Source organism: Paenibacillus sp. FSL K6-1096, assembly GCF_037977055.1.
In the GTDB taxonomy this organism is placed as follows: Bacteria; Bacillota; Bacilli; order Paenibacillales; family Paenibacillaceae; genus Paenibacillus_AQ.
Map to the genome: position 1 here is coordinate 937,690 of NZ_CP150274.1, position 26,440 is coordinate 964,129.

The 26,440-nt window shown below is 56.1% G+C and carries 19 protein-coding genes; 5 read left to right on the forward strand and 14 right to left on the reverse strand.

All coding sequences use genetic code 11. The features are described 5' to 3' along the window. Nucleotides 1-47: 47 nt before the first annotated feature. The 4 genes from MHI24_RS04250 to MHI24_RS04265 form a co-directional block, all read right to left on the reverse strand. Nucleotides 48-257, reverse strand: coding sequence for a hypothetical protein (locus tag MHI24_RS04250; protein ID WP_340024325.1), 210 nt, complete (start codon nt 255-257; stop codon nt 48-50). Then, nucleotides 254-1,459 carry a Ger(x)C family spore germination protein gene (locus MHI24_RS04255; RefSeq protein WP_340024326.1) on the reverse strand — a complete coding sequence of 402 codons (1,206 nt, stop codon included), beginning with the start codon at nt 1,457-1,459 and terminating at the stop codon, nt 254-256. Before MHI24_RS04255 ends, MHI24_RS04250 begins: the two co-directional genes overlap by 4 nt. Before the next feature lie 2 nt (nt 1,460-1,461). Next, nucleotides 1,462-2,958, reverse strand: a complete 1,497-nt coding sequence (locus MHI24_RS04260; protein WP_340024327.1) for a spore germination protein — start codon at nt 2,956-2,958, stop codon at nt 1,462-1,464. Nucleotides 2,959-3,794: 836 nt separating this feature from the next. Continuing rightward, nucleotides 3,795-4,535: a CPBP family intramembrane glutamic endopeptidase gene (locus MHI24_RS04265; protein WP_340026595.1), complete on the reverse strand. Its 741-nt coding sequence runs from the start codon at nt 4,533-4,535 to the stop codon at nt 3,795-3,797. Between the two features lie 207 nt (nt 4,536-4,742). Here MHI24_RS04265 and MHI24_RS04270 point away from each other — a divergent pair, with 207 nt between their 5' ends. Beyond that, nucleotides 4,743-5,102 carry a hypothetical protein gene (locus MHI24_RS04270; protein ID WP_340024328.1) on the forward strand — a complete coding sequence of 120 codons (360 nt, stop codon included), beginning with the start codon at nt 4,743-4,745 and terminating at the stop codon, nt 5,100-5,102. 67 nt (nt 5,103-5,169) lie between these two features. Here MHI24_RS04270 and MHI24_RS04275 read toward each other — a convergent pair whose 3' ends face one another. From MHI24_RS04275 to MHI24_RS04285, 3 genes are read right to left on the reverse strand one after another with little or no spacing between them, the layout of a single operon-like run. Next, nucleotides 5,170-7,158, reverse strand: coding sequence for a chemotaxis protein CheA (locus MHI24_RS04275; RefSeq protein ID WP_340024329.1), 1,989 nt, complete (start codon nt 7,156-7,158; stop codon nt 5,170-5,172). Nucleotides 7,159-7,174: 16 nt separating this feature from the next. Continuing rightward, nucleotides 7,175-7,600 carry a chemotaxis protein CheW gene (locus MHI24_RS04280; RefSeq protein WP_340024330.1) on the reverse strand — a complete coding sequence of 142 codons (426 nt, stop codon included), beginning with the start codon at nt 7,598-7,600 and terminating at the stop codon, nt 7,175-7,177. 24 nt (nt 7,601-7,624) lie between these two features. Beyond that, nucleotides 7,625-9,214, reverse strand: coding sequence for a methyl-accepting chemotaxis protein (locus MHI24_RS04285; protein WP_340024331.1), 1,590 nt, complete (start codon nt 9,212-9,214; stop codon nt 7,625-7,627). Between the two features lie 308 nt (nt 9,215-9,522). Here MHI24_RS04285 and MHI24_RS04290 point away from each other — a divergent pair, with 308 nt between their 5' ends. Further along, nucleotides 9,523-10,878, forward strand: a complete 1,356-nt coding sequence (locus tag MHI24_RS04290; protein ID WP_340024332.1) for a glycoside-pentoside-hexuronide (GPH):cation symporter — start codon at nt 9,523-9,525, stop codon at nt 10,876-10,878. Nucleotides 10,879-10,908: 30 nt separating this feature from the next. Further along, the gene (locus tag MHI24_RS04295; RefSeq protein ID WP_340024333.1) at nt 10,909-11,664 is read left to right on the forward strand and encodes a PIG-L deacetylase family protein; all 756 of its coding nucleotides are present in this window, start codon (nt 10,909-10,911) and stop codon (nt 11,662-11,664) included. Between the two features lie 435 nt (nt 11,665-12,099). Here MHI24_RS04295 and MHI24_RS04300 read toward each other — a convergent pair whose 3' ends face one another. Further along, complete coding sequence (locus MHI24_RS04300; protein ID WP_340024334.1) at nt 12,100-12,939, reverse strand: GNAT family N-acetyltransferase; 840 nt, start codon at nt 12,937-12,939, stop codon at nt 12,100-12,102. 189 nt (nt 12,940-13,128) lie between these two features. On the opposite strand from MHI24_RS04300, the gene MHI24_RS04305 reads away from it, so the two are divergent. Continuing rightward, a complete protein-coding gene (locus tag MHI24_RS04305) occupies nt 13,129-14,166 on the forward strand; it encodes an asparaginase (protein WP_340024335.1) in 1,038 nt (345 codons plus the stop codon). A 77-nt stretch (nt 14,167-14,243) separates the two neighbouring features. Here MHI24_RS04305 and MHI24_RS04310 read toward each other — a convergent pair whose 3' ends face one another. Next, the gene (locus tag MHI24_RS04310; RefSeq protein ID WP_340024336.1) at nt 14,244-15,644 is read right to left on the reverse strand and encodes a HAMP domain-containing sensor histidine kinase; all 1,401 of its coding nucleotides are present in this window, start codon (nt 15,642-15,644) and stop codon (nt 14,244-14,246) included. Between the two features lies 1 nt (nt 15,645). Continuing rightward, nucleotides 15,646-16,350, reverse strand: a complete 705-nt coding sequence (locus MHI24_RS04315; RefSeq protein ID WP_340024337.1) for a response regulator transcription factor — start codon at nt 16,348-16,350, stop codon at nt 15,646-15,648. Between the two features lie 159 nt (nt 16,351-16,509). On the opposite strand from MHI24_RS04315, the gene MHI24_RS04320 reads away from it, so the two are divergent. Further along, nucleotides 16,510-17,058 (forward strand): hypothetical protein, encoded by a 549-nt coding sequence (locus MHI24_RS04320; RefSeq protein WP_340024339.1) that lies wholly within the window; start codon nt 16,510-16,512, stop codon nt 17,056-17,058. A gap of 65 nt (nt 17,059-17,123) precedes the next feature. Here MHI24_RS04320 and MHI24_RS04325 read toward each other — a convergent pair whose 3' ends face one another. The 4 genes from MHI24_RS04325 to MHI24_RS04340 all read right to left on the reverse strand — a co-directional run bounded on the left by MHI24_RS04325 (nt 17,124) and on the right by MHI24_RS04340 (nt 26,312). Next, nucleotides 17,124-18,677, reverse strand: a complete 1,554-nt coding sequence (locus MHI24_RS04325) for an amino acid permease (protein WP_340024340.1) — start codon at nt 18,675-18,677, stop codon at nt 17,124-17,126. A 152-nt stretch (nt 18,678-18,829) separates the two neighbouring features. Next, nucleotides 18,830-19,672, reverse strand: coding sequence for a methyl-accepting chemotaxis protein (locus MHI24_RS04330; RefSeq protein WP_340024341.1), 843 nt, complete (start codon nt 19,670-19,672; stop codon nt 18,830-18,832). A 37-nt stretch (nt 19,673-19,709) separates the two neighbouring features. After that, complete coding sequence (locus MHI24_RS04335) at nt 19,710-25,133, reverse strand: diguanylate cyclase (protein WP_340024342.1); 5,424 nt, start codon at nt 25,131-25,133, stop codon at nt 19,710-19,712. Nucleotides 25,134-25,145: 12 nt separating this feature from the next. Continuing rightward, complete coding sequence (locus MHI24_RS04340; protein WP_340024343.1) at nt 25,146-26,312, reverse strand: small-conductance mechanosensitive channel; 1,167 nt, start codon at nt 26,310-26,312, stop codon at nt 25,146-25,148. Between the last annotated feature and the right edge of the window lie 128 nt (nt 26,313-26,440).

The following is a 26,440-nucleotide window of genomic DNA, read 5'->3' on the forward strand; positions in this document are numbered from 1 at the left end:
AGCTCATCACCTCCTTATTCCAGTCTCCTTCATTGAACCCGCACTCCCTAAATCTTCAGCCATTGCAGCAGCTTGATGAACGGCCGCAGCAGATCCGGGGTGAATCCGTCTGTGGCCAACACGATCAATAAGCCCAGCGCCACCGCGTATAGCATATGCACCAGTACTTTCTCACGAAGGCCCCCCTGTTTCCTGCGATACCGGCCGAATTGCCACATCCACAGCAGCACATTGACCGAGATCAGAAAAACACTCATGCCTCCGGCTCCTTAAGCGGAGGATTGACAATTCTCCCTCTGCCCTTGATGATGTATTCCACCACCACGTTCACATCCATCCTGCTGAATTTCTCATTCCACTGATCCTTCCATTTGCTCCAGTAGCGGGGATGCCGCTGATGAAAAATCGTGCCAAAGCCGAAAATATCCACGCCAAATTGATCCTGCACATCCTTAATTCCGGTAGCAATCAGCTCCTTTGTCCGCTTGATGGCCTGCAGCTTCATCTGCCGCAGCGTCTCCCGGCTGTTCAGATCCAGATTGCAGCCCACCTCGCCGACATTAGCCTCGATTCTCACCTTTACAGTGGCGTAAGGTTCACCGTTGCGTATCCCTGGTTTGATGGAGGACTTGGCATCCAGCACCTCCATCACAAAGTTCCCCTCCCCGCCCGGGCAGTCCACCTTGCCCACCGTAGATTTTACTTTGCCGGTTACATAGTTGTAAGCCTTGCTGTCGTCCTCATCCAGCCAGCCGAGCAGCATATCATTTTTCATCACTCCGATGCCCCTGTACTCAAATTTAAGCGGGCTGTTGATCGCATCCACATTCTCTTTGGTTTTGCCCTTCTCCAGATTCCCCACCAGGAAAAGTCCGGTTAATACCGCCTCCTTACCCTCCAAATCAAACCATTTCATAAGATCCAGCAGACGGACCGCAGAGGTAGGAGCCCAATTCTTCTGCGACCCGTTCAGGGAATCATAGAGATCTCTGGCCGGCAGTCGTTCAAGCGGTGTCATAATGGATAAGGCATCATAGGCAGTCCCTTCCCGGACGATAGCCAAATCGAAGTCAGGCCGGACCTCATGATCCCGGAACAGGAAATCCAGCGGCTTGCGGATGCCCTCCCTCGCCGTAGCTTCATCCAATAGCAGGATGCTCAGGTGGGATAAATAGATCTTGCGCGGCAGCATCGTTGTTAATTTGCGCACGGCCTCCATAATCGTGACTGACTCCGTAGCAACCGCAAGCGCCGGCGGACCTCCCGTACCCCCGCCGCTGCTGGCTGCGGCCAGGCTGGGTGCCACGATCTGCACAGTTACGCGGTAGCCCTTGTCTGTTTTATCGATGCCCAGGCCGATGGCAACCGCCAGATCGCCAAGCTCTTTGCGGCTCCAGCAGCCCGTCAGCGGGGTAATCAGCAGCACCAGCACTACAATAAGTAATACCGTTCTTCTCATGGCTATGCTCTCCTGCGGCTGCGCTTATTCCGTGTGCTTGACCAATAAGGGCTGCGGAACACCGCGTCTGCCTGCTCCTTCTTCAGATATGGCGCATAAGGCCTCATATAAGGCACTCCAGCGGAGTCCAGACTGCATAAATGAACGAGCATAATAAGGAAGCCCACGGTGATTCCGTAGATGCCGAAGGATGCTGCCGCACCCATGAACAGAAAGCGGATCAGCCGCACCGGAATGGACATATTGTAGGCGGGAATGACAAAGCTTGAGATTCCGGTAATCGCGACTACGATGACCATTCCTGCCGACACAATACCGGCGTCTACAGCGGCTTGCCCCACAATCAGCGTCCCGACAATGGAGACAGCCTGGCCGATATTGCGGGGCATCCGGATGCCCGCTTCCCGAATGATCTCGAAGGTGATCTCCATCAGCGTAGCTTCAACGAATGCCGGAAACGGCACCCCCTCCCGCTGAAACATGATACTCAGCAGCAGCCGGGTGGGCAGCAGATCCTGATGGAAGGTGGTAATCGCGATGTACAGCCCGGGTGCGAAGATGCTGATCATCACTGAAACGAGCCGCAGGACCCGGATCAGGCTGGAGAACAGATACGGCTGGTAGCTGTCCTCGGCAGACTGGATGAAATCCATGAACAGGGAGGGAACCACCAGCACGAACGGGGTCCCGTCGACCATAATGGCAACCCTTCCTTCAGATAACCCCGCCGCTATGCTGTCTGGTCTCTCTGTGTTAAAAACCGTAGGAAATACCGTATATTTATCGCGCTGAAGATACTCCTCCACGAACTCGCCTTCCAGCACGGTTTTCAGTCCGAGCTCTTCAAACATAAGCTCGATCTGCTTCAAGACCTCATGGTCAGCCATTCCCTCCAGGTAGACGACAGAAACATCCGTCTGGGTAACACGCCCCACAGACTTGGTCACTATCCGCAGGCGTTCATCCTTGATTCTTCTGCGGATCATTGTAATATTTGTCCCGAGATCGTCGGTGAAGCCCTCCTGCGGCCCCCGGATTACCGTCTCTGTCTTGGTATCGCCGATGCCCTTCTTCTCATAGCCCTGTATAGCCAGAGAGAGTGCCTGGTCGCAGCCGTCGAACAGCAGGAGCGCGCAGCCGGATAAAATATCTTTCACCACACCTGACAGCTCTCCGGCCGTCTTGATCTGTCCTGCGCTCAGCACGTGATTGCTGAAGTACTCCGGCAGGCTGCAATCCTCTGTTGCAGGCGGAGCCGCCTGAATTGCGGGAATAATGGACTCCTCCAGCACCTGATTGTTCACCATACCGTCCAGGAAAATGATCCGGATGACCATTTCCCTCCCGGAATGTCCCCGGTTCAGATGCAGGGTGCGCACACTGACATCCGAGCTGTTGCCCAGCCTGCTGCAGATCAGCTCCGCATTAGCGCGCGAGTCCCGGTACAGACACTGCTGCTGTGGTTCATGCTGGTTAACGTCCTGGTCATGGAATTTCATGTATGTCGTCTCCCTGCTGCCTATCGCCGAATTGTTGTTGTCCTCAGTCTTGCCTAATTCGGCGCACTTCTAAACCCGAATAAGCCCCTTCCGTTCCCGGCAGGGACAGTAGGGGCTAACTATGTATATACGTCTGAATCCCCGCTGCCTGTTGCTTAAAGGCCCGGGGATTCAGATGTTGATTCCTGTATTCAATTCAATCATTTCCTCCAAGTAACAAAAGCCATATCCCTGACATGGTAGTTGTTCTCATATTCATTGTTCCGTGTTGCCCGTTCTCTCCTGTCCGGAGTGTTGCTCTCCATGTCCAGCATATGGGGTGGATTCCCGCGTACACGATTTCACGAAAAACGTTTTCACGGACGTTTTCCCTGCTGTGATGAATCGCAATTGTACGCTTCGCTAACCTTTTTCAACGGAATCACGCTCTTTCTTCCGCAAGAGAATCGGTATTCTCCCGCTTAATGAACAGCATTTGGTTCAGTTTCAAAAAAGATTTGCTCCGGGGTCCCGCATACCCACGATCTGCCAGAAGATGTTGTCACCCACCTTCCTTGTCAGCAGCCGATTCCGGCATGCTTCGCTAGCGCTAGTACATCGGGATTCTCTCCTTTCCTTCATTCATTGCTAAATTTAGGAATGAGCCATCACCTTGGGTTCCACTTGTGAAGAATTGCTGTGGTTCCTGTGGTGATGACTACATTATACCCTGGACCCGATAAAATTTAAACTTTTAAAATCGCACGTATTCCCGCTGTATCCGTATTAATCCTGAATGTAAGCGAATACACTGCCTATCTCGGAAAATTGCTCACGATATGAATGATTTCCTCCCGTTAGCGTGCAGCCTTCCGTTTCAATACTATCACCAGATAGACCCCGTAGATCAGATACAGGATATTAAGGATGGAAACAATCAGGACTTCATGCTCCAGATTCTCATTACTGACCATGGCCAGCGCGTCGTAGAGGAAGTGAAAAGCGATCAGCGGAATCAAATTATTTCCTGCCACGATCAGCAGCGCGAGGACACAGCCCAGCAGCAGGGCATTGACCACCTGGAGAAGCGTATGTATAAGTTCATTCCCGCCAAACGCATTGGACATATGTAGGAGACCGAACAATACAGAAGAGAACACAATATAGAACAGCGGTCCCTTGGATCTCAGATAATTCCAGATGATTCCTCTAAAAACCACTTCTTCGGCGTACCCCACCAGCAGGGTCATAATGACGATACTGATTACTTCAGGCGCACCGAGCTTCACATTGATTCCGTTCATCAGCGGCTGGGCTGACGCTAAAATCAGCAAGGGGATGTAGAACAGCACGGCTTTGGACGGAGCTGCCTCAAGCTTGCGCAGGCCGAAGCTTAAAAGCGAGGGGTCCTTTCTTTTCATATAGACGGTAGTAATGACAGCCATCAGCAGGTAGGCACACGCCTGGGCATTGCGTATCCCCATATCACCGAATTCCTGGATGGTAGCTACAGCAGAGGCTACAGATACAGCCAGTGTCAGGACCACCCCCCATACCAGTGAGAATATAAGCGGATGTTCTTTGGCAGCAGTTCTCATCAATCTCTTGTCTCCTTTATACAGCAGGGTTGTGTATTGCCGCTTCTGGACAATAGTGAGCTTATTGTATACGATCTCCAGGAAAGATTCTACAGTTTTCGGTTTGAGTGAATCTTCCAGTGGGCAATGCCGCCTGGGCCATGCTATAATCTCTGAATCCTACAACGAATAAGATGAGTGTGGGAGCCTGCAGGAGGTTACGACAACATGAACAATCCTATCAAAATCTATAAAGTGACCATGCAGCTGGAGAAGGATGAATGCGGCATAGAGGTCAGCCATTGGCGTCTGCTGGTGGAGACCAGCCGCTACTATGAGATCAAGCCCGAGAACGGGCCGGTCAAGCGGATCTATAAAGAGAAGCTGCATACCGTGGTGGATGATACCAAGGCTTATCAGGGCGGAATGCTGGCTTGCTCCGCATTCTGCCACGAGGACCGGATCGAAGATATGCACAGCCTGATGCTGGATTCGCTTCAGCTCAAGATCAGAACCTACCTGGAGGCGCTGCATTTGAATCAGCAGGCCATTGAGCAGCAGGCCCGAAATCTTAAGTCTATGTTATAAATCAAAAACCGGAAGAGGCGTGATATACACGTTCTTCCGGTTTTTGGCATAGCTTCTACTATGAAAATCAATGGCTGACCAGATAAGCGGCATCCAGGATCAGAGCGACCCGCCCGTTGCCCAGAATCGTTGCCCCGGACAGATGGTTCAGCGTCCCCAGATAATTCCCCAGCGACTTAATCACTACCTCCTGGTTGCCGATAATCTCATCAACCGCATAGGCGGCAATCTTGTCCACCGACCTCACGATCACCAGCGGAATCGTCTTGGAGCCGCGCTCGGTGCGCGGATAATGCAGCTTGTCCCTGAGCCAGAAGAGCGGGACAATCCGCCCGTGGCTGATGATCACCTGCTCCCCTTGGACCACCTGAAGCTCTTCCGGGGAGATCCGCACAATCTCGGCCACGTTATACATCGGGAAGATCAGCACGCGCCCGGACACCTGGACCAGCAGCCCCTTGATGATTGCCAGCGTAAGCGGCAGGCGGATCGTGAACAGCGTGCCCTGGCCCGGCTCCGTCTCAATATCGATGATCCCGTTCAGGCGTCCGATCTGGCTGCGCACAATATCCATTCCCACACCGCGGCCCGATACTTCGCTGACCTCAGAGGCCGTCGAGAAGCCCGGCTCGAAGATCAGGCCTACCGCTTCCTGCTTCGTCAGGTATCCGGCCTGCTCCTCCGTAATGATTCCTTTGTCCAGCGCCGAAGCCTTGATCCGTTCGGCATCAATGCCCTGCCCGTCATCCTGCAGCCGGATCACCACCTGATTCTCCTCATGATAGGAGTTCAGGGTAATGACGCCCTTCGGGGCTTTGCCCTCCCGGGCCCGCACCTCGGGGCTCTCGATCCCGTGGTCCGCGCTGTTGCGGATCAGATGGATTAACGGATCGCTCAGCTCCTCAATAATCATCCGGTCCAGCTCGGTCTCGCCTCCCTGAATCCGCAGCTCAATCTCCTTGCCCAGCTTCTGGGACAGATCCCTGACCAGGCGCGGGAACCGGCTGAACAGCTGGTCGATCGGCAGCATCCGGGTCTTCATGACCCCCTCCTGCAGCTCTTTGATCAGGCTGCCCATATGATCCGAGGCGGAATGGATCTGCGGCAGGACACCGGCAGCATTGCCCCGCTGCCCCGCAGTGCTCAGGTCGGCCAGGGAGGTCTGCTCGATCAGCAGCTCTCCGACCAGATTCATCAGATGGTCCAGCCGTTCGACGCTAACTCTGACCGTGGCCTGTGCCCCGTGGGTTTTCTCCCGGCCCGGCGCGGCCGCCGGGTCAACCTGTCCCGGATCAGCCGGAGCAGCCGTGCCGCTTCCGGCTGGCGGTCCGGGCTGGTAACCGGCAACGGCTGCATGCTGGACATCAGTCTCTCCCGCCAGCTTACCGGATACCTCCTGGATGTCAGCGGAGGATGCTGCGATTACGGCAAACTGGCCGTAGCGTTCATCCTCATCCGCTCCGGGAGCGGACGCATTCGCCAGTGCAACAGCGATGACCTTGCCGCAGACCTCTTCTATCCGCTGAAGCAGCAGGTAATGTCGCGCGCCCTTCATGAGGCAGTCATCCTTCAAGGTTACCACAATAGACAGCAGCGTGTACCCGGCAGATGCCGCCTCTTCAGCCTGCTGCCTCTCCGTAGCACTCAGCACCGGCAGCCTTACCGGCTGCGGCTCATTCTGCCTGCTGAGCAGCGCCTCGATCTCTGCAACTACGGAGCTGACGTCTGTAAAGGGACCGCCGCTGATATACTCAGTACGCAGCAGCTTCATGGCATCCAGCGCCCGGAAAAGCGTATCGATCAGACTGCCGGTGATCTCCGGCTTCTTCTCCCGCACCCATTCCAGCGCATATTCCACCTCATGCGTGAGATCGCTCATCTCGCGGAAGCCCATGGTGGAGGCGGAGCCTTTGATGGTATGGGCAGCACGGAAGATGGTCTGGATCAGCTCCGGAGCGGGAGCATGCTCCAGAGCGAGCAGAGACTGGTCGATCCGCTCCAATTGTTCATTTAACTCTTCAATGAATATGTCGCGGTAAGCAGACAGCTCCATCATAATGATCGCCCCCTTCTCAGCCGCCCAGGATTTCTTCGAGCTTCAGAATCCCTACCAGCTGCTCCTCACGTTGCCCCATCCCGTGGAACACCGCTTCCCGGCTGCGGCTGTGGCCGCCTGCCGGCGGGTGGATTTCGGTGTACGTGGTCACCTTGTTGACCTTGTCCACAATCAGGCCGATGAATTCCTCCCGGTAATTGACCACAATGATTCTGGTGTTCCGGGTATACGGCTCATCCGTCATGCCCAGCAGATTGCGCAGGCTCATGACACAGACGACCTTGCCGCGCAGGTTGATGACACCCTTGACTTCATTCCGGCTGAAGGGAATGTCTGTGATGCTGAGCATTTTGATAATTTCATGAATCTCTTCAATACGGATGGCACAGGTCTCGGCTCCTACAGCAAGCTCGATATATTGTTCCTTCGTTAAGGATGACATGGCTTCACCTTCAGTCTGCAGGATTTAATGAGTCTTGAATGCGGCGGCGGATTTGGCCAGATCCTCGGATAGCAGAGCCAGCGCCTGGCAGGTGGCCGCCGTCTCCTCGGATGCTGCAGCCGATTCCTCGCTGGAGGCGGCGATTGACTGAACTGAGCTCATCACTTCTGCCGCCTGGGCAGATTCCTCCTCGCACGCTGCCGCAATCTCGTTGACCTTCAGGGAAGAGTTATTCACCATCTGGATAATCTGCTCGAAGGCATGGCTCGTCATCGAGGACTGCTCCACGCTCTCAGCTACCGCCCGTACGCTCTGCTTCGTATTCTCCTGCATCGCCTTGATGATCTTTGTGATCTCCTTTGTGGCATCACTGCTGCGTTCTGCCAGCTTGCGGACCTCATCGGCCACCACTGCGAAGCCGCGGCCCTGCTCTCCGGCACGCGCCGCTTCAATAGCCGCATTCAGCGCCAGCAGATTGGTCTGCTCCGCAATATCGTCGATCACTTCGATGATGTCGCCGATTTTGCTGGAGTCGTCCTCCAGTTGCTTCATCTGCTGATTAACAGTCTGCATTCCCTGAAGCGAGGTTTCAACCACATATCCGCCTTCCCGGGCCGTGCGGACCGTCTCATTAGACAGCTCTGCCGCTTCCTCCGCGCTGGAGGCGACCGAATCAATGGCCAGCGACAGCTCCTTGAACAGCTCGGTGATATTATTGGCTGCCGCAGACTGGTTGGTGCTGGTTCCGGCAATCTCCTGGGTGCTGGCTGAGATCTGCTCGGAGGATGCGGCTACACTCTGCGAATTCATCACAATGCCGTTGATTAGTTCCTTCAGATTATCAACCATCCGGTTGAGTGCGGCAGCGAGCTGCCCTACTTCATCCTTAGTGGAAATATCCGCTTGCTGGGTCAGATTGCCGTTAGCAACCTCAGAAGCCACATGCAGCATTTTCATCAGCGGTCTGGAGATGGATCTGGCGATCAGGTAACCGATGATCACACTGAGAATGACCCCGCCGATGACTACAGTCAGCGTAAGAATGAAGGACGAAGAATAGGCGGACTGTGACCGGTTGTTCGCTTCATCCGCCAGGTCCACATTAACCTTGATCAGACCATCCAGACTGCTAAGCACGATCTGGCCCTGTACATTCAGCTTGGTGCTAAGAAAGGTATTGAAGGCTGCGGGATTATCCTCACCAGCCAGAACGAGCGCTTCATCGAACAGCTTGCTGTACACTTCGAACTCTCTGTCGAAGTCTGCCAGCAATTCCTGCTCCTTAGGGGTAGTGGCCAGCGGACGGTAATTATCCACCTTCTGGTTGATCTCCTGGCGGCCGGCGCTAATCTTGTCGCGGAAGGAAGCAATTTGCGTCTCATCTGTAGTCACGCTCATATCCCGCACATAGACGCGGTTGATCTGGTAACTGATCTGGGCAGCCGACAGGTCTCTGACAGAAATCAGGTTGTTGCTGTACATCTCCTTCATATTCTGATTGCTGCTGCGCAGGGATAAGACCGAATAGATACCAAGTCCCGCCATAATTAAAGAGACAATTAAGAAAGCGGTAATAATCTTTGTTGCCGTTTTTAAGTTACCGAACCATTTCATGTGGCTTCCCCCTGTAGTTAACAACTTAAGTCCCTCATGCGGCGTTATCCATGCACTCTCCTATCAGCCGTCGGGACATCTTCAGCTATATTTCGACATTTTTCGTTAAATAATTTATATATCTTTTTAATAATTTTCATTTTATTTTCGTCCGTCTGCTTGCGAATTAATTCTTTATAACTATTAATGAATTTCGCAATGAAAAATTTGTAAAAAATCCGCTTGACAGAACGGCTGCTTATCACTAAACATAGCAAGTAGAAACGGCTAAAACTCTCACCCCTATCCTGCGCGAAAAGAGGCCTTCCATGACAACCAAAGTACCTGCGGCCGAAAAAGTGATTTTCTCCGGCGGTCTTCTGGGCCAGAACCTGCTGTATAGCTTCATGTCGATGTACATTCTGTTCTTCTACACCGATCTGCTGGGGATTCCGGCTGCTGCAGCCAGTGTCATCCTGGTGGTTGCCAGTATCTTCGATGCCTGTCTTGATCCGGTGATGGGGATGATTGCCGACAAGACGCGCTCCAGGTGGGGCAAGTTCCGGCCTTATCTGCTGTTCGCCCCTTTCCTGATTGCACTGGCGACAGTGGTCTGCTTCTGGGACTTCGGCGGTCCCCCCACTCTGACGCTGGTCATCGCCACCGTATCGTATCTGCTCTGGGGCATGCTGTATACGGTCTGCGACACTCCGCTGTGGGCCTTATCGTCCGTCATCTCCAGCGATCCGGGTGAACGCAACCTGTTTATCACTTTGGGCAAAATCGGCGGCACCCTCGGCGCAGTCATTATCACCGTAGGCGGCATTCAGCTTCTGCTCGCCTTCGGCGGCGAACGGAGCTCACAGGCGTACCTGTACTCGGCCATCATTATCGGGATTATTGCTGCCCTGTCCATCTTCCTGACCGGCGCACTTACCAGAGAACGGGTCACCCCTTCTGGCAGGACAATCCCATTCCGCCACAACCTGCGGACTGTGTACACCAACAAGCCGCTGCTCACCCTGCTGGCCTCGCTGCTGATTATCAATCTGGTCAACGGTATCCGGCAGAGCATTCAGCTCTATTACGTGGTCTATGTATGGGGAGATGCGGGGTATGCCACCCAGGTCGGTATCAGTCTGGTGGCTGGTATGCTGCTGGGGATGGCAGCTACGCCGTCGCTCCTGCGCCGCCTGTCCAAGAAGAAGCTGTTCATCGCTTCCTGCATCCTGGGAAGTCTCTCCTGTCTCCTGCCTTATCTGCTCGGGGACCATCAGGTGCTGCCGACGCTGATCTGGTTCGGAGTCAGCTTCTTCTTCACCGGGATGACCACGATTGTCAGCACTTCCATGCTGCTGGACACCATAGATTATTCGGAGTGGAAGCTCGGCTTCCGGGGCGAGGGGATCGTGTTCTCCACGAACACCTTCGTCACCAAGTTCAGCGGGGCGCTGTCGCGGCTGATCATTGGCGCAGGCCTGGGCCTGCTCAGCTATGTGGAGAACCAGCCGGCGACGCCCAGGCTCCAGGATGGCCTTAGCCTCATCATGTTCCTGGTGCCTGCGCTCTGCTTCCTGGCTGCGATCCTGCCGATTCTGTTCTACAACCTGAGCGACCGGCAGCGGGTGCAGATCCAGAGCGAGCTGGACCATAACCGGTCCGTACAGGCGGCTCAGCAGAGCTAAAATCATACTATTCTATAGGAGCGATTAGAGATGGAATTATCCGAAATATCTGCCCTGATGTCACCGCCTGACCTGAGCGGCTGCCGCAGAATCCTGTGTATCCAGCCGCATCCGGACGATAACGAGGTGGCCATGGGCGGTACGATTGCCTCGTTCGCGGAGAAGGGCTGCGAGATTCATTACTTGACCGTCACGAGCGGGGATCTGGGCGCGGCGGACGCGCATACATCATCTGCCGACATCGCCGCTATCCGCGCCCTTGAGCTGGAAGCAGCCGGGCGGTCGCTGGGAGCCACCGTGTTCCACCAGCTCGGCCATGGCGACGGCACACTGGAGCATATTCCGGCGCTGGCGGGGGAGATTGCCGAGGTGATCCGCACCGTGCAGCCGGATGCCGTGTTCTGCCCTGACCCGTGGCTGAGCTACGAAGCGCATTATGACCATATTGTCACCGGCAGGGCTGCGGCCCACGCCTTCCTGTCCTCCGGGCTGCCGCTCTATCCGAGAGGGACAAGCACACAGCCCTGGCAGGCGAAGGCCCTCGGGTTCTATCTGACGGCCGAGCCTAATACCGTGATTGACATCACGGACCACTTCGAGCGGAAGTTCGCAGCCATGGCCCTCCACCGCAGCCAATTCAGCGGGGAGATGCTGGCGATGTACCGGATTTACTTCCGGGAGCAGGCCCGCCAGCTGGCCGAAGGCCGGGGCTTCGGGCTGGGGGAAGCCTTCAAGGTACTGTCCCCGCTGCATCTGCACTGCTTCGTGGATGCCCGGCGGGTCTAGGAGCAATTGCGGCTGGGAGCGCGGGGTTGCGATGGAGTGCGATGGGGTGCGATGGGGTGCGATGGGTTGTGGAGGTTACCGGCGGATGCCTGCTGTTGTTGGGGGACACCTACGTCTTCTCGTTAGCACCGGTTGTGTTCGGTTTTTCGATTACATTTGGCCTGCGCGCCCTCCCCCGGTCCCATTGTATTCGGTTTTTCGCATACATCCGGCCTACGTGGCGCGCACAGTCCAATTGTGTTCGGTTTTTCGATTACATTTGGTCTACGCGCCCTCCCCCGGTCCCATTGTATTCGGTTTTTCGCATACATTCGGCCTACGCGCCGCCCTCGATCCCAATGTGTTCGGTTTTTCGATTACACCCTAGGCCCTCATAAACTTAAAAGAGCAGCAAGCCTCCTAACTGGAGATTTGCTGCTCTTTATGTAGAGGAAGCTAGGGCAATCGGTAGTAGGGTATGGTCCGCAGCGGCTTGAAGCCCAGCTTCTGCGCCAGTCTGTAAGAGCCGGAATTCTCCATGCGGCAGCCCCATACCGGCTCCAATCCCTGCTCCAGACAGTAATCGATGAGCGCACAGCATACAGAGAAGGCGAAGCCTTTTCCCCGGTGGGCCGCCGCCGATTCAATGCCAATCTCCAGTTGCTCTGCTGTACGGTAGGCCGAGAACGCACTTGAAGCATCCTCCCCCTCCCAACGCAGGGTGTATCCGGCACCTGAATTCAGAAAGTGTTCCGCATCACGCCAGAAATACCGGGGAATAACCAGCCCGGACTGACTGCTGAACCCCTCACCGTTCATCCGCACAATATCGGCATCCTGCCGGAACCATTTCTTCCTGGCCTCCCGGTAAACTTCTGCGTCAAAAGTAAAATTCACCCGGGTATGAGCGTACATCCGGCGTTGGTCCACCGCTTCAGGCCCAGGATCAGCATCATCAAGCAGCGCATTATGCTCCTTCACGACAGATTCAAGCAAAGGCTCCCAGCCGCCTGCCGGATCAGCCTGCAGCCATTCCGCCGAAGGCCTGCGTCCCGTCCCGTTGGTCATATAATCAGTTAAATCCCTGTTAAACGCCTCATTCTCCGAATTCCCATACAGCAGTGACATCCCGTATTCATGAGCGACATAGAAGGTGCTTGGATTTTGCACATTGTCTACAAATACATTGCCGGTAGTCTGCCCTTCGAGCACGGCTTTCGCGAACAATGTGTTTATTTTCACTTGACGTAACGGCAGCAGCGCCAGATTATAGTCCCGGCGGTCCAGCTTAAGCATGGTCCTCTCCCCTTTTCTGTGAATACCTATATGCATTATACCTTATTATGGAATTCTCCTCAGGATGATTTATCCGCAGAGGAAGACCCCGGCAAAATCAGTTCCTTGTCTCCAGATAACCTGTGTTATAATACATTGATTGTTCTTCTCTCCCCTTAAATCCGATATCACCTTGAAAGGAAATTACTGATGATTAATCATATACCTGAAGTGAATTTCACGGCTTCTCCTTACTATAATCCCAGCCTCAAAAATGTCGTGATTCTGGCCACCGGCGGCACCATTGCGGGCAGCGGCGAAGCGCACAAAACGTTGAATTACGAGCCCGGCGCGCTGCCCGTGCAGGATCTGCTGGACAGCGTGCCGCACTTGGAGCGGCTGGCCAATTGTGCAGGCGTACAGGTGAGCAATCTGTGCAGCGCCGATATCACCAGCGAGCATTGGCTCACACTGGCAGCCTGCATTAACACGCTTGCCCTGCGGGAGGATGTCCACGGGTTCGTGATTACGCACGGCACCGACACGCTGGATGAGACCTCTTATTTCTTGAACCTGGTAATTAAGACCGATAAACCGGTCATTATTACCGGCTCCATGCGCCCGGCTACCGCCATCAGTGCGGACGGGCCGCTGAATCTGTACCAGTCGGTGGCGCTGGCCGCCAATCCCGAAGCCCACGGGCAGGGCGTAATGGTTGTCTTCGCCGAAGGCATCTACAGCGGGCGGGATGTCCAGAAGGTGAACACCTTCAAGGCCAATGCCTTCGATGAGCGCGATTTCGGCTGTCTGGGCTACATGCGCGACAGCCATGCCTTCTTCTATACCCGCACACTTAAGCGTCATACCACCGCAGCACAGTTCGATGTGTCGGGCATGACAGCACTTCCGGAGGTGTCGGTAGCCTACTTCCATGTGGATGCGGATCCCGGCATTCTGGATTATCTGGCTACCATCTCCAAAGGAATCGTCATTGCCGGAGCAGGCGGAGGCATCTACAGCAAGCCTTGGATCGACAAGGTTGGTGAGCTCAAGAACAATAACATCCCTGTCGTCCGCTGCTCGCGGATTTCCAGCGGAATCACGCTCAAGGACTCGTACATTGACTTGTCCGCCAATTCCATTCCCTGCAACAGCCTGGTCCCGCAAAAAGCCAGAATTCTGCTCTCCCTCGCCTTGACGCAAACGACCGGCTATGATGAGATTGCCGCCATGTTCAACGAGTACTGAACACTTAATAGGGTGTCCCGTAAGCCATATAATGGCGCGGGACACCCTTTTTGTCTGTGAAGCTGGCCGGAGGGCGCTCAGCCCGTTGCGGGCGGAAACTGAAAGGTGAGGACCGCACCTTCGCCTTCGGGGCTGTTCCGGGCGGCAAGGCTTCCGCCGCAGCGCTCCACAATGGCGCGCGAGATGGCCAGCCCCAGCCCGGACTCGCCGTTCTTGCCCTTGACGAATCTGTGGAACAGGCTGGGCAGCAGCTCCTGCGGAATGCCCGGGCCATCATCCGATACCGTTAAAATAATCTCTCCCTTGCCTGCACCCGCCCTGATATATATATTATTGCTGGCATACCGGGCAGCATTCGTTAATACATTCAATAGGGCCTGAAGCAGCTTATCCCGGTCAGCCAACATCGTCAGCCCGGCGTCTCCGGCAATCTCCGTATGCAGTACGAGCTGTCTGCGCACCAGCAGCGGGTTTACCCGCTCTACGGCTTCCGTCACCAGTTCGTCCAGCTTGAACTCCACCGGCCGGAAGATATCCTCCTCGCTGTCCAGTTTGGCAAGAAGCGTCATTTCCCCGACCAGATCCCGCAGCCGTCCGCTTTCATCCAGAATAATATCCAGCCCTTTACGGACATCTTCTCCTTCGAACACCCCGTCCCGGATGCCTTCCGCATACCCGGATATCGACATCAGCGGAGATTTCAGCTCATGGGAAGCATTCTGGAAGAATTGCTTCTGCACCCGGTTGAACCGGTGCAGCTCGCCGGCCATTTCGTATACGGTCCGGGCTACAGAGCCGATCTCGCCGCCCGCCCGGATCAGGTTCACCTCGGCAAAACGGCGGTTTTTCACTTTTCCCAGCTCCTCACGCAGGCTCATCAGCGGATGAATCAGCTTCCTGGTGATGAACAGGCTGAACAGGAACATTACGGCCGCACCGACGGCAAAGACAAGAATGAGGCGTTTGAGCAGAGCCTGCTCAATGGCCTGGATTCTGCTGACAGGAGTCAGCAGGGTCAGCTTCCCCTGGGGAAGCGTATTGACCTGCACCAGATATCGCCGGTCATTGCCATCCCATAGATTCTGGAGGGAATACGGCTCCGCAGCTGCCACATCAGTCCTTCCGTGCTCCATGACCGTTTCATCCGGGAGAGGCCCCGAGACCACATTTCCTTGCTGATCCGTCACAATAGCCTGCACTCCGCTGGAGAGCGTAGCATAAGGAGGCGTTAACAGTTCACTCTCCGGCATTTGCCCGGCCTCTACTGCCGGATGGGACTGCTTGATCAGACTGGCAGACAACGTAGCGCCCAGCGTCCGCAGTCCCTCCTGCTCCTTACCAATGAAATGGTCCATCAGCACTAAGTGGATCATTACCCCCGTGATGGACAGGACAACCAGCAGAGACAGTCCAAACGCAGCATTAATCTGATGGACCAGCTTCATCTGCTTCATCCGCTCTTTGAGCTTCGTCACCATGCTAGTCCCTCCCTTCTCTCATCCGGTAACCGTGTCCCCAGACCGATTCCAGCGGCAAATCGCTGATTTTTTTGCGGATACGCTTGATCAGATGGTCAACCGCCCGGTCACTGCCGAAGTAATCATCCCCCCAGACCTGCCCCAGCAGCTCTTCCCGCGTGAACGCCCGGTTCGGATGCCCGGTGAACACCTTCAGCATCAGGAACTCCTTACTTGTCAGCTCCACTTCAGATCCGTGCCAGAAGCATCTTCGCTCTTCCGGAAGCAGCCGCAAGCCGCCCAGCTCAATCCCCGGGGTGAGCGGCAGAGCGGCAGCAGGCCGGGGCTGATGGAGGCGCTCCCACCTCTCCAGCTGACGCCTGATCCGGGCCACCAGTTCCCGGGGACTGAACGGCTTGACCAGATAATCGTCGCTGCCCAGCTCAAGACCGAGTATTTTATCGACCTCGTTATCCTTGGCTGAGATCATAATAATCGGAACCTCCGCTTCATCGCGGATACGCCTGCACAGCTCATACCCGTCCATCCCCGGCAGCATAATATCAAGCACCCACATGTCCGGGGGATCACTAGTCCACAGCTCCCAGGCCTCCTCGGCACTTCCCAGGCCAATGGTGCGGAAATTCTCCTTATGTAAATAAGCTTGTACCAGATTGCGTATATTCTCATCATCGTCCACAACGGCAATGACCGTCTCATTATTCATCCCAGGCACCCTCCACGGTTTTCTCTGCTCCATTATATCAAGCTGCAGGAAGCGGCAGGGCTCTGCCATTGTTTTTCCACAAAGCGGCCCATTTCCTGCCACAGAAGAACGTTATATTGGGACCTGTAAGACAATCACACAGATGAGGAGTGTTAAATTATGAACCGTTTAGTCTTTAGAAAAATGGCCCTGTCCACCCTGCTGCTGTCCTCCATTGCCACCCCGGTGTTGGCCGATGCCGGTAACGACCCGGCACAGGTACCCACACCCGCTGTCACGTCAACCGCCGCCACTGCACCTGCGCAGGGCAGTACCGTGAGTGCTTCCTCCTTCCCCGGCCTGCTGGCTCTGGCAGAACGCTACGCACCGGATACGGTTAAGGATTGGACCGATACGCTTAGCAAATACACTACTGCGGCCGGTATTAATGTAAAAACACTTAGCCTTGACGTAACCGCCCAAGACTCTGCGGCTACAGCAGCAGCCGTTTCTGTGAACCTCACTTCCGCCGGACCTAACGGCTCCATAGCTATTGAGGCCGCCGCTCCGTCCATGGTGGCAATGTTCGATGACAACGAATTCCTCCGGGCACAGACCGAGTTATTGAAGGCTGTAGAATCCAAGGATGCCACAGCGGTCAAGCAGGCGCTGGCCGGATTGCTGTCACAGTATAAAGAACATACCGCCAAGCTGGAAGAAGCCAAATAAGCTAGGTACTGACACGAAAAAACAGCCGGAACGTCCGCTTCAGGACCTTCCGGCTGTTCGTCATTTCAGTTCGATTCCTCGTCGACAGGTTTCCGGTCCGCTTCTGCTTGCGGCCTGCCGCCCGTCAGCTCCTCTGCGGCTTCCATTTGCGCCCTGGCAACGGGAGCATTCACCTGTAACCCAGGATGGCGCCCGTCTCTGAGGCTGCTTCGTCTGCGTAACGCCTGTATCGTATAGATTCCAGAGAACAGCAGCACAAACATGATTCCTGCTGCCAGCCCGCCGCCTTGCCCGGGAATCAGCGGCATACTGGCCAGAATCGCCAGCAGGCCGCCCATGGCGAACCATGAGCTGTAGGGATATCCGCGCTGGCCGCGCTGGCCGGTTAGAGGGCGTCCGTGCTTCTGCCGCAGCCGGTAGTGGCTGGCGACAATGATGAAGTAGGAGAACAGCAGCGAGAACCCGCCGGAGCTGACCAGGAACAGATAGACGCCTTGCGGCAGCAGCAGTCCAAGGCCAAGTCCGGCGAGCATCGAGCCTCCGGAGATCAGAATCCCCCGGTAGGGGATATCGCCATGGTCGCGCATCCAGCCTGGCGTGTGCCCCTCCTCCGCCAGAGAACGGAGCATCCGGCCAAGCCCGAAGACCGAAGCCAGCATCGTTGAGAGAATGGCGGATACAAGCACCATATTCATGACGTTGCCCGCCCAGCCAAGCCCGTACAGGCTGAGCGCGGAGACGAACGGGCTGACCTCCCCGGAGACCCGGGCCGGAGGGAGCAGCAGGAACAAGGCGGCCATAGCGGCCAGATAGAGGCTGACCAGCAGCAGGATGGTGCGCCGGATGGCCTGTGGAATGGTGACCCGCGGATTCCCGGTCTCCGAGGCGGCCAGCCCCAGCACCTCGAACCCTGCGTAGGTGAACATCACCATAAGCATACTGCCCGCGATACCGGCAATCCCGCCGGAGAAGAAGCGCTGTCCCCGCAGCACATTCAGCCCCGCTGTCCCCGCAGCCCCTGAGCCTATGCCGACAATTCCGGCAACGATAACCAGCGCCAGTACAATAAACGCGGCAATAGCGAGCAGCTTGACAGCGGCCAGTCCGCTCTCCAGCCTGGAGAGACGCTCGGCCCCCAGCAGATTCAGCAGCGTGACCAGCACGATAATTCCCGCACCGGCTGCGGCCAGCGGCAGGGCCGGGAACCAGCCCCGCAGCAGGATAGATACCGCCGTCGCTTCACTGGACATCGCGAGCACAAGACCGGTCCAGTAGACCCAGCCCACCATGAAGCCCGCTCCACGGCCGAAGGCCTGCTCGGTATACGTGCGGAATGAGCCGGAAGCCGGATTCGCCACCGTCATCTCTGACAGGGCAGACAAGATGCAGTAGACCAGGACGCCACCGATCACATAGGCCAGCAGCACCGACGGGCCTGCCGCCCGGATCGCCACGGAGGACCCGAGAAAGAACGACCCGCCGACCACCGTACCGAGCGCCAGCATCGTCAGCTGCCAGACGGATAATCCTTTTGAGCCGTGAGCACCGGACTTCCCGCCCTGATCCCGGGCGGCGCGCTCCGCTTCCCCCGCTTGCTTCCCTTGCCTTCCTTGCTTCATAGCCTTCATCCTCCCGGAACTGAGATACCAGCAGTATCTGCAAATTCCCGGAATCTTAGCCGGAAGTAACTCCACAAAGTGGGCTTTAGCCGACTTCACAGCATAACGGTTCAATCCCGTTCCCGTGAAATCCCTGCAGCCCGGCCTCCCGGTTAGATCAGCCGCGCAATGCTCTTAATCTCAACTGCTGATGCAGCAAGCTGCTCCATCGAGGCGGTAATCTCTTCGGTCGCAGCCGCCTGGCGCTCGCTCTGGGCCAGACAATCGGTCAGGATGGCATCCATCTGGCTGATCTTCTGCTTGATCATCTGCAGAATACCGGCGATATCCTTCGCCGAGGAGGCACTGGAGACCGACATTTTGCGGATCTCCTGGGCCACAATCCCGAAGCCCCGGCCGTGCTCCGCTGCATGGGCTGCTTCAATCGCCGCATTCAGTCCAAGCAGATTCGAGTTCTCTGCAACCTTGCGGATGAAATCCAGGATCTCATCTGTCTGCTGAAGATCCTCCACCACCTTCTGCCCCAGCTCCTTCAGGCCGTTTACCGTGCCGGCAAGCTCCGAAGCTGTACCGGCAATCTCCATCGATGTCGAGCTAAGCTCATCGGAGGTCACTGCCATAGCATTCGCTGCCTCGCTCAGCGTCACCTGATTGCTCAGGCTGATGCCGATCGTGAATACGCCTGTAACAGCGCCGTCCCGGTCCCGGATCGGCATGGAGGAGGATTTGAAGGGCAAACCATAGATCTCTTTGGGAATGGTACCGCTGACCTCTTCCCCGCTGTCCAGTGCAGCGCGGATTCCGCCGCTTGCCGGCACAGGAGTTCCCGGTTCAATCCGGGCATCCAATTCTTTGCCTGGCAGATAATAAATGAATTTCTCCGTATCCGCCAGGGCAAACATGACATCCAGCGGAAAAAGATGCTGCACCAGCGGCAGAGAACGTTCAAGCGCCTCCTGCAGCTGGTCCATTTCTGATCGTTCTTCGGTATTCATAAGCTCAACAGCTCCCTGGATTTATATTTATGTATCTCTATCTCTCGAACAAAGTGACCCGGTTGCGGCCTTCCGCCTTCGATTGGTACAGCGCGTCATCGCCCAACTTATAGATATCCCCCTCGCGAAGACCGTCCGCACGCACCGAGGCTACACCGATGGATACGGTAATTCTGGCGTATTCCGGGCTGCGGTCATGGCGGATGCCAAGCTCTGCTATATTGCGCCGGATCGATTCTGCATACTCCTTCGAACGGTCCGGGGTATATCCGGACACCACAATCCCGAACTCCTCACCTCCAAGGCGGAAGGCGAATCCGCCCGCCTGTTCGGCCAGCTTCTTCAGTAACCCGCCCACCTGGCGCAGCACCGAATCCCCTTCGTAATGCCCGTACGTGTCGTTGTATTTTTTGAAATAATCGATGTCAAGCATCAGATAGGTCAGATACCGCTGCTCTGCAGCCGCCTGGCTGACCTCCTCAAGGAACACCTTGTTGAAAAATCTGCGGTTATACAGTCCGGTCAATTCATCGGTAATGGAGATTTGCTCGATCATGCCGATATACTTGTTCAGCTCCTCGTTATTCCATTCCAGCTCCTTCGTCCGCTCAGCCACCAGCTCCTCCAGATGCTCCTTATGCCGCCGCAGCTCCTCCTCGGCCTTCTTGCGCTCGGTAATATCCTTGACCGTCCCTTGAATCGCGGGCTCGTCCATATACATGATCCGGATGACCTTGTGAATGACAATCAGCTCACGGTTCTTGTCCTTGTGCATCAGCCGGGTCTCGTATTCTGCGGGCACCTGCTTGCCTTCGACTCTTCTGGCATAATAATGCATAACCTTCTCCCGTTCAGAAGGACTGATGAAATGCTCGAACGGCTGCTCCAGCATCTCGTCCGCCTGATAGCCCAGCATCGCCGCCAGCGCTTCATTCACGTAGACCAGACGCTTATTCCGGGTCACGAACACCCCGTCCTGCAAATTGCTGACCAGCTGCCGGTATTTCTCCTCTGAACGCTCCAGCTCCGTATACAGGCTGGCATTCTCCAGCGAGAACACCATCTCTCTGGACAGCAGGTTGATGATCTTCATCCGTTCCCGGGTGAACACCCCTGTGACCAGATTATTCTCCAGGTAGATGATGGCGATCGTCTTGTTCTGGTTGATCAGCGGCATGCAGACCATTGATTTCGGCTGGTGCTTGACAATATAGGGATCGTTCACGAATGGAGTCTCCGAATAAGCGTCATTGTAGATCAGGCTCTCCCGGCTCTCCTCCACCTGCCTGATCACTGCGGCGGGCAAATAATCAGGCGGCGGCGATTCATGAATCCGCACGGAGATTTTGTCGGTATCCGCCTTGTACTCCCCTTCCACCAGCAGGCTGGCTGTTGACATCATCAGGATGCACCCGCGCTGGGCACCGGCATTCATGATTACAATCTCCATCAGCGCCTCCAGCAGGTTGTTCAGCTCAATCTCCTTGGAGATAGCCTGGGAAGCCAGGATGATCGAGTTCAGATCGATGCTCTCGGTATAGTCAGTCACCGTCCGTCCATGCAGGAACTCCTTGCTGCTGATTCTCTGTTCGACCGCCGGGTACCGCTCCCGGATGAACCGGATCTTCTCCTTCGCCCCCCAGACCGAGTAATAATACTCCGCCTGTCTAAGCAGATAGGCCGCGAACTCCTTGAACCCTTTGTCATAATAAAATCTGGCCGCCAGCTCATTGCTAAGCGCCTTGTAACGGACGAACCCGCTCTGCTCGCTTGCTTCAATCGCCAGATCGTAATAATGGGCGGCCCGTTCCCCGTTCCCGGAGATCCTCGCCCATTCCGCCCTCATGAGATACTCATGCTGCCGGAAGGTCTCCGGCGAATTCCCTGCCCATTTGCGGACACGCCTGATCTCCTTGCGCATCCGCAGTCTGGCCTTGGCCTTGCCCCCTGCGCCTAAGTCCTTATAGGCATAAGCCAGGTTCAGGAAGGTGTACAGGGCGAATTCCTCCATAAAAGCAGACCCGGCCAGCGTTCCGGCCACCGGATAAGCCCGGTCGATGTATTGCAGGGCTTCGTGATGCTGCTCGTAGGTGAACAACAGCTTCATTTTGTAGATGTAGTAAATGGCAATGCCGGAATAATACCGGGCATCCTCCAGCTCACGCAGATACGCCTCTTCGCTGAAGGCCTCACTGTTGAAGGAGGTGCGCTCCGGCAGTTCGCCGGCCAGCCCGAGATAATACTGGCGGACCAGCTGCGCGGTAGCCAGCGATTCCTTGTATTTCGTGTTCTCAATCAGCGAGATCGTACGGCTGCTCTCCTGGAGCAGGGCGGGAATGTCCATCGACGGGTTCCAGAGATTCAGATAGAAGGCCGAATGGGCCAGATAGAGCAGATCCCCTGTCCGCAGGCTGGCATCAATCGAAGCCCCGAACCAGTCCTGCAGCGTATCCCAGGGCTCGGTCCAGACATGGTTGAACAGCGTATACAGGACATGCGCCGCGCTTTTCCACTGGAGGTCCTTGAACTTGTCGTTGATTCTGATCCCCAGACGCCCGTAGGCGAAGGCGCCCCGGGTATCGCCGAAGCCTGACAGGAGCATGGCATAGCCGATGAAGGCCAGGGCGGACTCCGGCGAGTTGCCGTATTTCAGGGTCAGCCCTACCTTCTTAAGCACTACCAGGCCGAACAGGGCGGTCTCGCCTGAAATAAACGACGGCGGAATGAAGTTAATCAGCAGCCGCATGACCAGCTTCATCTCCGGGTCCTTCATCTCCGGCGCGGCAAAAATCGTCTCCGGCGTTCTCCCCCGCAGCGCGGCCTTGATCACCACCAGCTCCTTCAGCACCGCAGCCATCCCCACCTTGTCCGGGATTCGGATGCCCAGCTCCTTCAGCCCCAGCCGTCCTGCAGCAATCGACTCCGGCATCATGCCCAGATACATGTAATGAGTCGCCTGCATCTCGCAGATCTCCGCACGGGCCACCCGGCCGCGTGTCTGCTCCAGCAGCAGCCGGCAAGCCTGGTCAGCCTCTGCAGCATGGTGAGTCAGATAGCCGCATTCAGCATACAGCCGGTAGATCTCGGCCGTCTGCTCCGGCTCCCGGCTCCAGGCATCCGCCGGGAGTAACGCAATTGCCGCTTCAAGCAGCAGGAAGGCGGTATCATACCCGTAGCCCGCCTTGGCCTTCCGGGCGGCCCGCAGGTTAAGCCCTATGACCTGATTGACCTCGGCCGGCTCGGTGATGAACTCCAGCCCTTTATTCATGTGCGCGGCGATGTCAATAATCCGGTCCTCGGCTTCCGCTTCCGCGAGATTCAGCAGCAGCAGCCGTCCGATTCGAAGATGAAGCTGCTTCCCCTGACTGGCATCAATCAATTGGTAGAACGCCTGCTGTACACGGTCATGAGCGAATCTCAGGCGGATACCGGCCTGCACGGCCTCCAGGCCCGCTTCAGGCAATGTGACGGAGAACATCGCATATCTATGATCCGCCGGCACAAGGTACTCGTCCTGCACCGCCCGGGCAACGGCTGCCGCGATGATCTCCGGCGGCTCCTCAGCGATCAGCGGCAGGATGCCGTAATCGAATACACTGCCTGCGGCTGAGCCAAGCATCAGGATACGGCGGACCTCCTCCGGCAGATGGCGGAGCTGCCCGACAAGGAAGTCCACTACACTGTCATGGATAGGCAGCGTATCCATCCGCTCCAGGCTCCAGCGCCACTCCCCGTCCGGCTGGCTGAAATAGATAATTCCCTTTTTGTACAGGTCCTTCAGCATCTCTGTGACAAAGAACGAATTCCCTTTAGAGCGTCTGAACAGCCGGTAAGCCAGCTCCTGCACACGTTCCGGGCTGCTGTGCAGCGTACCAGCCACAAGGCTGCGGATATCCGGCTCCTTCAGCGGCTGCAGATGAATCCGGCCCACCTTGCGGTTCTTGCCGATTCTGTCCATGACGGTGAACAGGGGATGGCCGTCATGGATCTCGCTGTCCCGGAAGGAGCAGACGACAAACAGCCGCTGCAGATGATAATCCAGCACCAGCTTCTCCACCAGCTGCAGACTGGAATAATCGGCCCACTGGACATCATCCAGGAATAGGACCAGCGGGCGGCCGCCCCGGGTGATGCCCTCCACCAGCCTGGCGAAGGTCAGGAAGAACCGGTTCGTCTCCTCCGCCGGTCCCAGCGGCTCCACCTCCGGCTGCACACCGATCCAGGCGGCCAGCTCAGGAATCAGTCCGGTGATGACACCGCCGTTGCCGCCCAGTGCCTGGCTCAGGTAACGGCCGGCCTCGCGCGTCCCCTCCTCATCCGGGCTGTCCAGCAGCTGGCGGACCAGCCTGCGGAACGCCTGAAGGATCGCGCTGTAGGGAATGTTCTTGTTATACTGGTCGAACTTGCCTTCGGCGAACAGCCCTTGCTCCCGGCTGATGCTCCGGTGGAGCTCATGGACCAGGGCTGTTTTGCCTGCTCCCGCATCACCGGAGATGAGCATCAGCTCTGCATTCGCTCTAACGCTGCTGCGCAGCGCCTCCTCCAGAAGGGACAGCTCATCCTCTCTGCCCACCAGCTTCTGCGGGATACGGAAGGTATCCAGGCGGTCTTCCGTGCCCACTGCGAAATCCTCAAGCCCGGCCAGACATTTCATCAGATCGCTCTTGATGCCGTGAGCGCTGCGGTATCTGTCCTCCGGGGACTTCTCCAGCAGCTTCATGATGATGGCTGACAGGCTCCCGGAGACTTTGCCTCCGGTTGCTTTTGCGGGCGGAACTGCCTCTTTGGCGATGATGGAATAGATCTGCTCCACCATCTCCGGGGACTGAAACGGCCTCATGCCGGTCATCATCTCGTAGAGCACAACCCCGAAGGAATAATAATCGCTGCGGTAATCAATGCTGCGGTTCATCCGCCCGGTCTGTTCTGGGGAGATGTACAGCAGACTTCCTTCCAGCACACCGCTGTTCTGGAACTCTCTGGTCTCCCGGGGCAGCTTGACGGCAAGGTCGAAGTCGATAACCTGCACGATGTCCTGCCCGCGGTTCCAGATGATATTTGACGGCTTAATATCCTTATGAATCACATTCTGCCCATGGATAGAGGCCAGAATATCCGTAAGCTTAACGGCCAGCTTCAGTAATTCCGCCTCGTCCGGCTGCTCCTCCGCCAGTATCCGCTTGAGCGAACGTCCGTGAATGTCCTCCAGCACCATCATGTACAGCCCGTTCTTCTCTTCGAGCTTCAAGGGGCGGATCACGCCAGTGGACTGTCCGCTCAGCTCTGCCAGCAGCTTATATTCCTGCTTGAAGCGCAGGACCGCTTCCGTTCCGGCATACTCCGATTTCAGCACCTTCAGAATAACCGTTCCGCCGGAGGAACCCTCGCTGCACCGGTATACCGCTTTGGCAGGATGATCTGAAATGGTCTCCAGGACCTCGTAATTGGTATTCGCAATCATTGGACTCCACCTCTAGCGGGTTTCTCCCGCAACTTCAATATCTCCATCAAATTTGAACACATAGGCGGCAATCAGCCAGATTATCCAGCAATTCAGCCCGAAGAACAGATAACCGAAGTACCCCAGCAGCGGCATTTCGGAGAAAATATGAATTTTGTCCAGGTAAGGCACAGAATATTTCCAGTAATTCGGATTGGTCGGGGCGTCGTCATGGAACCACTCGCTGCCGAAGTTCCACAGCTCCCAGAAGAAGCCGTTGAACAGCGTAGCCAGCCCCACGAGAATCACCTTCGACCAGTCGCCGTTCTTCACCGGGGTGAAGGGGGTCCAGTAGCCAACCAGTGCCATCGCCGCAGACAGCATCGGCACCAGCGCCACCCATAGTACCCAGAAGAGCAGATAAGGATAATAACCCATCCCGAAGGCCAGAATCAGCCCCAGTATGTAATAGACAATCAGCCAGCTGCGGGACACATTCAGCTTCGGGCCGCTGCTGTAACGGCTGCGGAAGAAGCGGAAGGTCTTCAGCAGCAGATACCATTCGAAGATAGCCGGAAGCACGGTGGTGTACGACAAGGAGAACCAGAACACATTGCCGAAGTTAGAGAAGACCTCATTATTGGGATAATACCAGTTCTCAATGACGAAGAAGTTGAGGTATTCAAAAGCAAACCAGCTGAAGCAGGACACCACGGCCAGCAGCTGCATCACGTGGGGCTTGCGCGAGATAATCGAGGCTCCGCCGTTTCTCCGGTAGACCAGCCCGTCCAGAATCAGGATGAAGGACCACCAGAGCGGCACAAAGGTGTAATACTCCAGCGAGATGGACAGCTTCACCCGGCCCCACATCAGCAGCCAGCTCACCGCCAGCACCGGCAGGCTCCACCAGAACCACACCGGATAAGGAACGGGGGCTCCTGCCTTCCGGGGGGCTTCCGCCGTCTTCTTGAAGCCGAACCATCCGGGGAAGACCAGAATCAGGGTGATGATCAGGGCTACTACACAGGCAAAAGAGAAATAGAGCAGGCTGAATCCCGGGTCCGCCTCCACCTTCTGGGCAGGGAAATCACCGTAGCCGGGCGGCATCCCCTTCCATTTCGCCACACTCCCGAGCAGAGGCAGCAAGAAGATCAGTCCAAAGGTGATGATCAAGAATAATGTCTTTTTCCATGTGTTCATTGTGCATGACCCCGCTTAGTTATGTAGTTATAAAGTCGAATTTTGTTGATATTCGCTATTATTCGATAGAGCACCAGATTATTCCTGCTCAGGCTATGCAAAAGTGGCTGAATTTGTGATTCTGAATT